Genomic DNA, 12,840 nt, shown 5'->3' with positions numbered 1-12,840 from the left:
GCGCGCGAGCAGAGGACCGGTGTCTTCATGATAGCGTAAAGCGGCCTTGGCTGTAACGGCAAAGGCTTGCTTGATGTCACTTACTGTGGGAAATACGACAATTATTTCATTGCCGTGTCAGTAAGCTGGAATGCCGCTGGTTCTGGCATTGTTGTTGCCGCGCGCGAAAGGCGGGGCGGATGTGCAAAGGCAGCCTTGAACGGCTGCCTTGGTCACTGAAGAGTGCTGCAGTGGGGGAAGTTACTCGGCGGTTTCTTCCGCTTCAGCCGTATCGATCACGGCATTCTTGCCGGTGGCGTGGCGCTTGCTGTCTTGCAGGCGGCCCAGGGCGCTATCGATGGCGCGTTTCAGTTTGTCGGTGGCGCCGGCAACGGATTGATGCACGGTGGCGTTCTGTTCGGTCACGGCAATCGGTTGATAGCCAGCAACGCGTGCTTCCATGACGCAGCGGATATCGTCGGCGCCGCCTTTCGGGCCATTCGTGTCGCTGATGTGGACTTCGATGCGGGTCAGGTTGTCGCGGAAGCGGTTCAGTGCGCTTTCAAGTACGGATTGCACATGTTCGTTCAGTCCAGCGGTGTTGGCGATGGTGCTGTCGGTATGAATATTGATTTGCATATGCTTACTCCTGTCAATTCAAAAAAAACCCATCTCAGGCGTGCTGCGGCCTGGTTGTTGCTTCATGCACATGACCTCTGTGCATGGAACTTATCTTACTCCTCTTTCCAGTATTTCAAGAGAGTGCGCACGATTAAGATGAGCTTAACCCTTCAGCCAGGTCAAGTTTCCTTCTGGAATCTTTTTTCCTGCTGTTTATCCATTGATCAAGCCGGCGGCAATATTGATGGACAGTCCCAGCACGACCAGGTTGAAGAAAAAGCTCAGCACGGATTGCCCCAGCACGATCTGTCGCATCAGGCGCGTCTGCACGCACACGTCCGACGTTTGCACGGCCACGGCGATGGTGAAGGCGAAATACAAAAAATCCCAGTAATCGGGGTTCTGCTCGTCGTCGGGAAACTTCAGCGGGCGCAGCGCGGGGTCGGCCTGGTAATACAGGTGGGCATAATGAAAGCAGAACAGGGTGCCGACGAGGAACCAGGAGCCGACCAGGGTGAGGATCGTCAAGCCGTAATGCAGCGCGCGCTCGTCCGGCGCCATGTCTTTCATCGAAGACAGCTGCGAGACGATGGCCACCAGGCTCATCACGGATGCGACGGACAGGGCCGACAGCACCGTGGCCGCTCGCTCATCCTGGCGCGCCGCCATGGTTTTGACCTTGTGGTGGTTGGCGCGCATCATCATCCAGGCCATCGTCGCCAGGTAGAACCAGACGGCCACGTTCCACGCCGTCAGCAAACGCGTCATCTGTTGCCAGGACGAGGGCAGCAGCAGGCCGGCCGCCACGCCGATGGCCGTGGCCATGCTCAGGTGGGGGCGGCTGCGGATGAAGCTGTGCAAGGGAAACGTGATTTTCATGGTGCAAGTTAGTCAGTCAGTGGCAATAGCGCATCTTAGCTGTTAGCTTGCGCTTGCGGTGGCCGTTCTGGCGGCCGCTTCCTTTTCGTGGTGGGGGAAGCGGTCCATGCGCGACAGCACGGGGAACAGCACGGCCCAGATGCCCGTCACGGCCAGGGTGGCGGCGCCGCCGAAGAGCACGGCGCGCACCAGGCCGAACCAGCCGGCCGTCAAGCCCGATTCGAATTCGCCCAGCTCGTTCGAGGCGCCGATGAAGACGGCATTCACGGCGCTGACCCGGCCGCGGATCTCGTCGGGCGTCTCGAACTGCACCAGCAGGTGGCGGATGTAGACGCTGACCATGTCGCCGGCGCCCATCAGGAACAGCGCCGCCAGCGCCAGCGGGAAATAGCTGGTGCTGCCCAGCACCAGGGTGCCCAGGCCGAAGACGGCCACGCCGCCGAACATCCAGGCGCCCACGCGGCGCGTGATGGGAAAGATGGCCAGCGCGATCGAGCACAGGGCGGCGCCGGCGCCCGGTGCCGTGCGCAGCAGGCCCAGGCCGCTGGGGCCGATATGCAGCACGTCATGCGCGAGCGCCGGCAGCAGGGCCGTCGCGCCGCCGAACAGCACGGCAAACAGGTCGAGCGAAATGGCGCCCAGCACGATGGGTTTCGACCAGACGAAGCGCAAGCCTTCGAGCAAGGTGTGCCAGCTGACGGGTTCGCGTTTCACCACTTGCGGTGCGGGCGTGGTGGCGCGCATCAGCAAGACGGACACCACCAGCAGCGCGGACGAAATCAAATACACCACCTTGGGGCCGAAGTAATACAGCAGGCCGCCCAGGGTAGGTCCCAGGATGATGGCCACGTGCGAGCTCGACGAGCTGAGCGCGACGGCGCGGCTGAAGTGTTGCGTGGGCACCATGTTCACCAGCACGGCTTGCGTGGCCGGCATCATGAAGGCGCGCGCGCTGCCGAACAGCACCAGCACGGCAAACACGGGCCAGACGATGGAAATATTGCTTAACGTAAACGCCAGCAAGGCCAGCGCGCAGGCCAGTTGCGCCGTCAAACACCAGGCGATGATGTTGCGGCGGTTGTAGCGGTCGGCCACGTGGCCGGCCGGCAAAATCAATACGAGGAAGGGCGCGAACTGCGCCAGGCCGATCAAGCCCAGGTCGAACAGGCTGCCCGTGATCTGGTACACCTGCCAGCCGATGGCCACGCTTTGCATCTGCACGGCCACGGTGCCCAGCACGCGGGCGGAAAGGTAACAAGCGAAATTGCGGTGACGCAGGATGGCGAGAGACATGACATTTCCAGGAAACAGCGGGGTGAGGCGGTGCGGCAACGGATGCCGCGCCAGCAGCCCCCGCTGTCTGGAGGCTTACTTGGCCAGGTCGGCTTCCGTGGTGAAGGCGTCCGCGTAGAACTCGTCGGCTGGCAACTGGCACAGTTGCACGAAATCGCGGTTGGCCGACTCGACGACGATCGGCGCGCCGCAGGCATACACCTGATACGCGGACATGTCGGGCAGGTCGGCCATGACGGCCTGGTGCACGAAGCCCGTGCGGCCGCTCCAGGCGTCTTCCGGCAGCGCTTCCGAGACGACGGGCACATAGGTGAACTGCGGCAAGTCGGCGGCCCACTGGCGGCACAGCGCATCCATGTACAGGTCGTGCGGACGGCGTGCGCCCCAGTACAGGGTGATCGGGCGCGGGGATTGCTCGTTGATCATGTGTTCGATGATGGCTTTCAGCGGGGCAAAGCCCGTGCCCGAGGCCAGCAGCACGACGGGCTTGTCGGAATCTTCGCGCAGGAAGAAGGTGCCCATCGGGCCTTCGAAGCGCAGGATGTCGCGCTCCTTCATGCTGCCGAACACCTGGTCGGTGAACAGGCCGCCCGGCATGTGGCGGATGTGCAGGCTCACGGGGCCGCCGTCGACGGGCGCGCTGGCCATGCTGTAGCTGCGGCGTTTGTTATCGCGCAGCATGATTTCGATATACTGTCCGGCGCGGTAGTGCAGGCGCTCGCTGGCCGGCAACTGCAGGGTCAGCACGACGACGTCGGGCGCGACCTTTTCAATCGTGGTCACGCGCGACGGCATTTTCTTGATCGGGTAGTCGCTGCTGCCCGCCACTTCGCGCGCCTGCACCACCAGGTCGCCCTGCGGCACGGCGCAGCACAGCAGCGAGTAGCCGGCCGCCGCTTCATCGTCCGTCAGGGAGCGGGCCTGGTATGGCTTATGCTGTACATTGCCGGACACGATCTTGCCCTTGCAGGAGCTGCAGGCGCCGCTCTTGCAGCTATACGGCAAGCCCACGCCGGCGCGGATCGCCGCCGACAGGATGGTTTCGTCCGCTTCACAGCTGAATTGGTGGCCGCTGGGCTGAACAGTAATTTGAAAAGTCATACAATCCTTGAGATGAAAAATATGTTAATGCACTCTTTGCGCAAGCCGGTGGGCTTGCCTCGCCTGCTGATCCTGGGTTGCGGCGACGTCGGCATGCGTCTGCTGCCCCTGCTGCGCGCGCGCTTTCGCGTCTTTGCCGTCACCAGCCAGCCGGCGCGTTGCGCGCAGCTGCGGGCGGCCGGTGCCGTGCCCATCGTGGCCAACCTCGACGACCGCGCCAGCCTGAAACGGCTGGCGGGACTGGCGACCATGATCGTGCACCTGGCGCCGCCTCTGTCGTCGGGCTTGCTGGACCGGCGCACGCGCAATCTGGTCGCCATTTTACCCGAGCATGCACGCATGGTGTATGTGAGTACCAGCGGCGTGTATGGCGATTGCGACGGCGCCTGGGTCGATGAAGCGCGGCCGGTGGCGCCGGCGAATGCGCGCGCGAAGCGGCGCGTCGACGCGGAACAGGTCTTGCGTGGCTGGGGCGCGCGCCGCGGCGCCAAGGTGGCCATCCTGCGCGTGCCCGGCATTTACGCGGACGACCGCCTGCCCCTGAAGCGCCTGCGCGAAGGCACGCCGGCCCTGGCCGCTGGCGACGATGTGTACACCAATCATATCCATGCCGATGACCTGGCGCGCATCATCGAACGCGCCTTGTGGCGCGGCAAGCCGGGACGCGTGTATCACGCCAGCGATGACAGCGAACTCAAGATGGCGGAATATTTCGATGCCGTGGCCGATGCGTTTGGCCTGTCGCGCCCGCCGCGCCTGCCGCGTGCCGAGCTGCGGCAAGTGGTCACGCCGATGCTGCTGTCGTTCATGTCCGAATCGCGCCGCCTGCACAATACGCGCCTCAAACGCGAGCTGGGCGTGCGCCTGCGCTACGCGCGCGTGGCCGATGCCTTGCAGTCGCTGTCTGCCGATGCGGCCGGCATCGGGTAAAATGGCCGGTTATCTGCGCACTTTGCCGGACCGGTGCGCAGCGCCATTCACTTAAGGATTACAGCATGACCACCCTCAATTACGAAGAATACCTGGACGAGGTCACCACCGTCCTGACGGAACTGTATGACCTCGACGACGACGCCGCCATCAAGCTGGTCGTGGCGGCGCAGGATGCCGAATTTTTTGTTCCGCACGATGCGCATGAGGAAATGCGTACTGCCGAGCAAGCCAAGAAAGATGCGGTCACCCTGTTCGAGCGCAAGCAGAATCGCCAGCAAACGCAGGAAAAACAGCAACAGCGCGTGCGCCAGCAAAAGAAATAAGAGCCAGCCATCGGCCGCCAGGCCGCTGGAGCATGGCGCAGTGTGGGCTTCGGCGCAACACCGGGGCCTTGCCATTTGATGCAACGCAAACGCGTCATGGCGCGCTGGCGATATGGTGAGCAATGTCGTCACGCGTCCTGGCTAGTTGTGGCGGGCTCTACAATTAGTGCGACGCTGTTTCCCGTCAGCAGGAGCGATCCATGCGAGCTACGAGTCACCCCAGCAAGGAACAGGTGCGCGCCTATATGCGGCGGCGCGAACGTGCGCTGCAGCCGCCGCCGCCGCCCGATGAAATTCGCCGGCAACTGGCCTGGTGCCGCGTGGACGCCTTCCCCGGCACCTGCCTGACGGCCACCCCGGCCGGCGTGGCCGCGCAAGGCTGGCATTTATCAGCGGACATGGCCCGCCTGGGCACGCTCATGGCGATTGCCTGGCTGATGCGCAGCGGCGTTCCTCATTGTAAAAATTGATGACTTGCAGCAAACTTCCCCGATTTGAGTTATCCTCTAGCACATTCAAAGTGCGTCAATTCTCTTCAATTATCACAATTTTGCTTTAAGTTACGCAAAAATCAACAATAGCGTGTATTATATTGTTTTTGGCGTAAAAGCCGCATAAGTGATGGCGCTTTTTAGTGTGTTTACCCTGAATTATTGCAAAAGAGACATTCGGTTTCTTTTTGCCTTAATACAACAAGTACGGATTTTCGATCATGTCTCTCAAACAAATTACCTCTTTGCCTACCTACAACCCGAATCGCGTCCTCGATGCGATCATCGACAAGCTGCAACTGAAAAACGATGCCGCCCTGTCGCGAGCGCTGGAAGTGGCGCCACCGGTCATCAGCAAGATTCGTCACAACACCTTGCCGATCGGCGCCACGATCCTCATCCGCATGCATGAAATCAGCGATTTCAGCATTCGTGAACTGCGCGAGTTGATGGCTGCCTAAGAGCGCCTGACAGACGGCAAACTGAGAGGTGCCGTCTGGGTAAGTCAGGCTTGCCGCGTGCGGCAGCCACATCTGTTTTTTCTATTGCGGGTCGCCGTTCAACACCGGACGATCGACATAGAAACGCCCCATTTCCAGGCCGCTCGAAGACGACTTGAGCAACGCTGCTGTCAAGGTTGCGGGTGCGCTGGAAAATGCGGTGCTGGCAGCGCCCGTCGCGCGGCCCGAATACGCCGTCGCCTGCACCGCCGCGCTGGAAAACGCTGTTTGCACGGCCCGGCCCGAGTATGCGGTCGCCTGTACCGCGCGCCCTGAATATGCGGCCTGCACGGCCCGTCCCGAATACGCCGCCTGTACGGCGCGCCCCGAATATGCCGTTTCTGCGCGGATATAATCTTCCCCGAACGTTTGCTCATACAGCTGTTTCATGCGCTCGCCCACGCGCTGGTGCGCCGCTTCGTCGTCTTCGCCGCGCAGGCCGATGTACGGGAAGTGATGGAGGAAGTAGCCGAACACCTGTTCGCAATCCGCCGCATATTTCAGGGTATCGAGGATGTGGTAGTGCCAGAAGGTATCGACGTCCATCAGCGGCGCCGTTTCTTCTTCCGGAAACTGTTTCATCAGGATCAGGAAACGCCGGTATTCGAATTCCACCGCATTCGCTTTCTCCAGGCTCCATCCTTCGCCTGACTCCCGGTGCATCAGCTTGACCTTGATCGCGTCCAAATTCAAATCGGCAATTGTCTTGAAACTGTCGTTCGTATCCATGAATGTCCTTGTGGTAAAGAGTGTTGTGGGAAATACAGTGAAACAAAGGTGGGTGTGTACTCCTGGCAAGTCGTCGAGGAATGCCTGGCCCATGGCGGGCTGGCGCTGAGTTGTTCTACATCAATATTGCATCTAATTACAAAATACGCAAGCTGAGCTTGTTTCAAGCGGAGCGCGCCTGTCAGGCGCTGGCCCGGCCATCTTCCTGGTAGGGAAACGCGGTGGCGTCCGCGCTCAGCGGCACGCTGACATGCACGCTCATGCCTGCGCCGGGGCTGCTTTCGATGTAGAAAGTGCCACCCAGCAACTTGATGCGCTCTTCGATGCCGACCAGGCCAAATGAGCCCAGCTTGTTGCGTCCGTCGATGGCCGCGCCCACGCCGTTGTCGCTGACGCTCATCGATACGGTGTCGCGGCACTTTTCCAGCTTGACTTGCACGCGGCTGGCATTCGCATGCTGGGAAATATTGCTGAGTGACTCTTGCAGGATGCGGAACAGGGCCGTGGCGCACTGGTCGCTCAAATAAATATCGTCATGGCTTTCGCTGATTTCGCAGGCGATGCCCGTGCGCTGGCGAAATTGCGCCACCTGCCATTCGACGGCCGCATTCACGCCCAGGTCCAGCACGGTTGGGCGCAAGTCGTTGATGATCTGCCGCACGCTTTTAATCGTGGCGTCGATCTGCTCCAGGGTCGAGCGGGCGCGGGCGTTCAGGCGCGGATGGCGGCGCTGCGTGCGCGAGGCCAGCATGTCGGCGTCGATGCGCAAGACCAGCAGGTTCTGTCCCAGGTCGTCGTGGATTTCGCGCGCGATGCGCTTGCGCTCCTCTTCCTTGATCTGGTCGGCGTGGGCCGCCAGGCGGCGCAGTTTCTGGTGCGACAGCTGCAGGCGGATCTGGCTGGCGCGCAATTCCGCCGTCATGCCCGTCGCCATCTGGATGGCGCGCCGGCGCGACGACGCCAGGGCATGAAACAGCATGTACAGCAGTATGGTGCTGGCAAAACCGGTCAGTAGTGCCAGCCACGGCAGGAAGGCGTCGAAGCGGGTATACAGGTCGCTCTTGCGCACGCTGAACAGCGCTTGCCACGCGCGGCCATTGTGCTCGATCAGCATCGTGCTGCTCAGATAGCGGCCCGAGTTGCCGGGTAGCCACCATGGCGCATGCATGCCCGCCGTCGTGCTGTCGAAGATGGGGCGCATCTCGTGCGGCAGTTGCAACGGCAAGTCCGGCTGTTCAAACGGCGCCTGCGGGCCGATATCGAACAGGGTCAGGCGGACATTGCGCACCGGCATGTCGGCCAGCGCGCTGCGCATCATCGTCACTAGGTCGTAACCGATGCCGACGGAACCCTGGTAAGCCGCGCGCCTTTGCTCCAGCGTGCCGGTCGGCATGCCGAAGCGGTACACGGGCAGGCGCATGGCCATGCCCGTCAGCTGCGGCCGGCCTTCCATCGGCACGGGCACGCCGGAATTGCTGATTTGCCCGGTATCGCGCGACTGCGCCAGTGCTTCGGCGATCAGGGGCCGCGCAGCGATGTCATAGCCATATTTTTCCGGCGCGCTGGCAATCGGCTCGATGTAGACCAGTACGGAATAACGGGGGCGCGGGCCGGGCGGATGAATGGCAAACGCCGGATAGTCGTCGCGCCCGGGCGGATAGTCGCGCTGCATGGCCGCTTCGAAGGCGGCGCGCTGCGACTCGCCGAGTTCCCGGCTGTAATTGAGATTCATCACACCCGGGTAGTTCTGTTGCAAGGCGAGGTTCGCCACGTAGCGGTGGAATTGCTCGCGGCTCACGTGTTCATTGGCGTGGAACAGGCTGGCCGTGCCGCGCAGCAAATTGGCATATGACTTGCCGCGCGACGCGATGTTTTTCTGGGTATTGCGCGCCAGATTGTTGAATAGCTCGCCGGCATCGTTTTCGATCGACAGCGAGGCGGCCATGTAGAACAGCAGGCCGACCATCAAGGACAGCGCGAAGCCGATCAGCCACTGCGGCCTTTTTTCCAGCGATAACTGTTGTTCACCGGCAGTAGAGGACATCGCCATCCGCATCAGGAGGAGGAATCGGGTGCCGCCTCGGTGGCGGTGGCTAGACTGCGTTGTACAAGCACCATCGACATTGCAAATTGCTCAATAGCTGCCTAATATACAAAATTATCGTGAATATAGTCAACAGGCAATATTTCTCTGTTGATATATGTTGCTAAGACGAAAAAAAACCGCCGCAGCGGTTTTTTTTGTGGCTCGTCCGGCGCCTTATTTTGCGGGCTGCCAGCTGTCTTTCAGGGTGACGATGCGGTTGAAGACGGGCTTGCCCGGCTGGCTGTCGACGCGGTCGGCGGCAAAATAACCGTGGCGCTCGAACTGGAAGCGCTGTTCCGGCTGAGCCAGTTCCGCGCCCGGTTCCAGCCACGCTTGCACCACTTCCTTGGCCAGCGGGTTCAGGGCCAGCTTGAAGTCCTTGCCGCCCGCGTCCGGCTGCGGGTCGGTAAACAGGCGGTCGTACAGGCGGACTTCGGCGGGAATCGCCGTCGGCGCGCTGACCCAGTGCATATTGCCCTTGACCTTGTAGGTCGAGCTGCCTTCCGTACCCGACTTGCTGTCTTCAAAGTAATTGCAATGCACGGCGATGACCTTGCCGTTTTCATCCTTGTCGTAGCCCGTGCACTCGACCACGTAGCCATAGCGCAGGCGCACGCGGCTGCCCGGCTTGTCGTCGGTGGGCGGATACAAACGGAAATAGCCTTTATTTGGCACTTCCATGAAGTCGTCTTCCTCGATCCACAGCTCGCGCGAGATGGGGAAGGTGCGCAAGCCCCGTTCCGGGAAGTGCGGGTGCACGGGCGCCGTGCATTCCACGCTGTCGTTTTCAGGGAAATTGTCGATGATCAACTTCAACGGACGCAGCACGGCCACCGTGCGCGGCGCCTTCGGGTCCAGGTCTTCGCGCAAACAGCCTTCGAGCACGCTGTAGTCGATCCAGCCGTCGGATTTCGTGACGCCGGTGCGTTCGCACATCAGTTGAATCGCTTCCGGCGTGTAGCCGCGGCGGCGCATGCCCACCAGGGTCGGCATGCGGGGGTCGTCCCAGCCGTCGACGATGTGTTCTTCCACCAGCTGGCGCAGCTTGCGCTTGCTGGTGACGATATAGGTCAGGTTCAGGCGCGAGAATTCGAACTGGCGCGGCACCGGTTGCTGGAAGAAGCCGCCCGCCGACAGGGTTTCCAGCAGCCAGTCATAGAACGGGCGGTGGTCCTGGAATTCCAGCGTGCAGATCGAATGCGTGATGTTTTCCAGCGCGTCCGAGATCGGGTGCGTGTAGTCATACATCGGATAGATGCACCAGGCGTCGCCCGTGCGGTGGTGGTGCGCATGGCGGATGCGGTAGATGGCCGGGTCGCGCAAGTTCATGTTCGGCGAACGCATGGCATCTTCGCTCATCTTCGCGCGCAGGATGTGCTCGCCATCTTTGTATTCGCCCGCCTTCATGGCGCGGAACAGGGCCAGCGATTCGTCGCGCGGACGGTCGCGGAACGGCGAATTCTTGCCGGCCTGGCCGAAATTGCCCCGGTTGGCGGCCATGTCTTCGGCGCTCTGGCTGTCCACATAGGCAAAGCCGGCCGTGATGAGGTACTCGGCCATCGCGTACAGCTGGTCGAAATAGTCGCTCGCGTAGTGCAGGTGGCTCTGGCCATCGGCAGTCTTCGGTTCCCAGTCAAAACCCAGCCATTTCACGCTGTCCATGATGGTGTCGACGTATTCCTGCTCTTCCTTCGCCGGATTGGTGTCGTCGAAGCGCAGGTTGCACTGGCCGGCGTAATCGCGCGCCAGGCCGAAGTTGACGCAGATCGACTTGGCGTGGCCCACGTGCAGGTAGCCGTTCGGCTCCGGCGGGAAACGCGTGATCACCTGGGGCAGGCCGGGACGTACGTGCGTGCCGGCAGCCAGGTCGGCTTCGATGATGTTACGCAAGAAATTGGGCGCCAGCGCTGGCGCGGCGGTATTCGGTTTATCGTTGCTCATTGATCAATGCGGAAGAGTGACAGTAAAAAGCATTTTACCGTACCGCAAGCGCTTTATAAGCACGTATTTGCCCCCATATCCCAGCATGCAAGCGACGCGGGCGCCGTTCTATAGGATAATCTGCCTTTAATTAGCAAACAAATCGTGACCCCGGAGCCATTTATGGAAAATTTATATAACGTCCTCGGTGTCGCACCCAATGCCAGCGACGATGAAATCAAGAAGGTTTACCGTTCGCTGGCCATGCGCTTCCACCCCGACCGCAACCAGGCCCCCGGCGCCGAGGCGCGCTTCAAGAGCGTCACCAAGGCGTATGAAATCCTGGCCGACCCGGCCAAGCGCGCCGAATACGACCAGAGCGTGAACCACCGCATCATCATCGATCCGGAAGCGGAAGCGTATGCCCTGTGGTGCGGCGTGTTCCGCCTGCATGGCACAGTATTACCTGCCGACTGAGAGCGCCTCACATAACCTACTGCGCGTCGTGATTTGCGGCCTGCGATGCTCACCGTACTAAAGTACGGTTGCGCTTCTTAGCCACAACTCACTTCCGCTCGCTACGGTTCTGTGAGACGCGGTATAGCCTGAATGATTTGAAAAAACAACAACAATGGTGCTTTTGCTTTATGTAACAGCGCCGCGCATCACATTGGAAAGCACAGCATGAGAAGAGTACACCCTGAATTCGCGTACCAGTCGCGCGAGCTGGAAGGCCAGATCGATGGCATCCTTGGCGACCCGCCAAACCGCAAGAACTATAAAAGCATGGTCGACGCGCTGGTGAGCGAGTACGCCAGCGGCGGCGGCATCGAAGACGTGAACATGCTGGCCTTCGCGCTGGTCGACCACATCACCTTCAGCGACCCGAAGGGCTTGCTGGCCGAAAGCGAAGACTACGAGTTCGGCGACCCGGCCCGCGTGTTTTCCATGGCCACCTGCGCCGCGCCGGAAGCGGCGAAGATGTATGCCGCCATCGAAGAAAGCTTCCCCGACCTGGCGCGCCAGGCCATCATCACGGCCTTTTTGCTCAAGAACCCGCGCCTGTGGGACGACGACGACCAGTCGCTCGACCAGCTGGCGGCCAATGACGACGGCGACGACGAGATGGATGACGACGAAGCCACCGACGATTTCGCCCAGATGTTTGACCAGGATGGAGATGACCATGGCCGATAACAAGGATGATCAAAAAAGCAACCTGCCCGCGCTGACCAAGCAGGTCATGGAACTGGTGCTGTCCGGTTCGCTGGGCCACGCCGAGCAGGCGTTTGCCGATGCGGCCGACCAGTACGGCGATCTTGCCGTGGTGGAAGTGCTCAATGCCATCCCGCCGCAAGTGACGGCCCTGCACCTGGCCGGCTTCGACGGCGGCAAGATGTCGCTGGCCACCTTGCTGGTACCGCCGAAAGCCTGGGCCGACAGCCTGGCTTTCATCGCCGCCACCTGGAGCGACGACCAGATCGAAGATGATCCTGAACGCATCGCCGAGTCGCTGTTCGCGCACATCCACGGCGTGGTGTTTTCCACCGACGACGCCGAGCGCCGCCGCGAGCTGCTGCTCGAAGCGTCCGCCACCGACTGGGGCGCCACCGCGTTCGCCATCCTGTTCTCGATGGCGCCGAAGGAAATCCTCGAAGTGGCGGGCGAAATCGTCATCAAGGGACCGTATGTGACGGGCGTGACCTCGTCCGACAACGACGTCGTGCCGCTGGCCATCGAACTGGCGCAAGCGAATGAGGACGGCTGGGACCGCTCGCTGTTCGAACTGTTCCCCGACTTCCGCCACAGCGCCGACCTGGCCGATGCCGAATACTCTGATGACCCGGACGAAGAACCGACCATGTTGCAGCGCAGTACCAAGGAATTGCTGTACCGCCTGCGCAAGCAAGTGCCGAGCACGCGCAGCGCGCCGCGTTCCAGCACGCGCCGCAGCCTGGGCACCGGTATTTTCTCGTAATGAAAGC

The 12,840-nt window shown here is 61.4% G+C and carries 14 protein-coding genes; 7 read left to right on the top strand and 7 right to left on the bottom strand.

Going from position 1 to position 12,840, the window contains the following annotated elements; all coding sequences use genetic code 11:
• Positions 1-240 precede the first annotated feature (240 nt).
• From KY494_RS11965 to KY494_RS11950, 4 genes are all read right to left on the bottom strand, one after another.
• On the bottom strand, positions 241-618 hold the full coding sequence (locus tag KY494_RS11965; protein ID WP_034781728.1) for an HPF/RaiA family ribosome-associated protein: 378 nt from the start codon (positions 616-618) through the stop codon (positions 241-243).
• Between the two features lie 195 nt (positions 619-813).
• Entirely contained in the window at positions 814-1,479 is a 666-nt protein-coding gene (locus tag KY494_RS11960; protein WP_219133165.1) for a DUF1345 domain-containing protein, read from the bottom strand.
• A 42-nt stretch (positions 1,480-1,521) separates the two neighbouring features.
• Positions 1,522-2,772 carry an MFS transporter gene (locus tag KY494_RS11955; RefSeq protein WP_219891069.1) on the bottom strand — a complete coding sequence of 417 codons (1,251 nt, stop codon included), beginning with the start codon at positions 2,770-2,772 and terminating at the stop codon, positions 1,522-1,524.
• Positions 2,773-2,847: 75 nt separating this feature from the next.
• Positions 2,848-3,873, bottom strand: coding sequence for a CDP-6-deoxy-delta-3,4-glucoseen reductase (locus KY494_RS11950; protein ID WP_219891068.1), 1,026 nt, complete (start codon positions 3,871-3,873; stop codon positions 2,848-2,850).
• 12 nt (positions 3,874-3,885) lie between these two features.
• Between KY494_RS11950 and KY494_RS11945 the strand changes: the two genes are divergently transcribed.
• From KY494_RS11945 to KY494_RS11930, 4 genes are all read left to right on the top strand, one after another.
• The gene (locus tag KY494_RS11945; RefSeq protein ID WP_219891067.1) at positions 3,886-4,803 is read left to right on the top strand and encodes an SDR family oxidoreductase; all 918 of its coding nucleotides are present in this window, start codon (positions 3,886-3,888) and stop codon (positions 4,801-4,803) included.
• A 65-nt stretch (positions 4,804-4,868) separates the two neighbouring features.
• Positions 4,869-5,129 carry a hypothetical protein gene (locus KY494_RS11940; protein ID WP_219133171.1) on the top strand — a complete coding sequence of 87 codons (261 nt, stop codon included), beginning with the start codon at positions 4,869-4,871 and terminating at the stop codon, positions 5,127-5,129.
• A 200-nt stretch (positions 5,130-5,329) separates the two neighbouring features.
• Positions 5,330-5,599: a hypothetical protein gene (locus KY494_RS11935; protein ID WP_219891066.1), complete on the top strand. Its 270-nt coding sequence runs from the start codon at positions 5,330-5,332 to the stop codon at positions 5,597-5,599.
• A gap of 242 nt (positions 5,600-5,841) precedes the next feature.
• Complete coding sequence (locus tag KY494_RS11930; protein ID WP_029496207.1) at positions 5,842-6,081, top strand: hypothetical protein; 240 nt, start codon at positions 5,842-5,844, stop codon at positions 6,079-6,081.
• An 81-nt stretch (positions 6,082-6,162) separates the two neighbouring features.
• Here KY494_RS11930 and KY494_RS11925 read toward each other — a convergent pair whose 3' ends face one another.
• From KY494_RS11925 to KY494_RS11915, 3 genes are all read right to left on the bottom strand, one after another.
• Positions 6,163-6,849 (bottom strand): glycine-rich domain-containing protein-like, encoded by a 687-nt coding sequence (locus KY494_RS11925; protein WP_219133173.1) that lies wholly within the window; start codon positions 6,847-6,849, stop codon positions 6,163-6,165.
• Positions 6,850-7,030: 181 nt separating this feature from the next.
• On the bottom strand, positions 7,031-8,893 hold the full coding sequence (locus KY494_RS11920) for a CHASE domain-containing protein (protein WP_258194812.1): 1,863 nt from the start codon (positions 8,891-8,893) through the stop codon (positions 7,031-7,033).
• 216 nt (positions 8,894-9,109) lie between these two features.
• The gene (locus KY494_RS11915; RefSeq protein ID WP_219891065.1) at positions 9,110-10,876 is read right to left on the bottom strand and encodes a glutamine--tRNA ligase/YqeY domain fusion protein; all 1,767 of its coding nucleotides are present in this window, start codon (positions 10,874-10,876) and stop codon (positions 9,110-9,112) included.
• A 162-nt stretch (positions 10,877-11,038) separates the two neighbouring features.
• Here KY494_RS11915 and KY494_RS11910 point away from each other — a divergent pair, with 162 nt between their 5' ends.
• From KY494_RS11910 to KY494_RS11900, 3 genes are all read left to right on the top strand, one after another.
• Positions 11,039-11,332 (top strand): DnaJ domain-containing protein, encoded by a 294-nt coding sequence (locus tag KY494_RS11910; RefSeq protein WP_010395442.1) that lies wholly within the window; start codon positions 11,039-11,041, stop codon positions 11,330-11,332.
• A 207-nt stretch (positions 11,333-11,539) separates the two neighbouring features.
• Entirely contained in the window at positions 11,540-12,052 is a 513-nt protein-coding gene (locus tag KY494_RS11905; RefSeq protein ID WP_219891064.1) for a hypothetical protein, read from the top strand.
• Positions 12,042-12,833 carry a hypothetical protein gene (locus KY494_RS11900; protein WP_099760374.1) on the top strand — a complete coding sequence of 264 codons (792 nt, stop codon included), beginning with the start codon at positions 12,042-12,044 and terminating at the stop codon, positions 12,831-12,833. The genes KY494_RS11905 and KY494_RS11900 overlap by 11 nt, the downstream gene beginning before the upstream one ends.
• The last annotated feature ends 7 nt before the right edge of the window (positions 12,834-12,840 follow it).

Source organism: Janthinobacterium sp. PAMC25594, assembly GCF_019443505.1.
Taxonomy (GTDB): domain Bacteria; phylum Pseudomonadota; class Gammaproteobacteria; order Burkholderiales; family Burkholderiaceae_D; genus Janthinobacterium.
The sequence above is the reverse complement of the archived record's forward strand: the minus strand, read 5'-3'. Positions and strand labels throughout refer to the sequence as shown.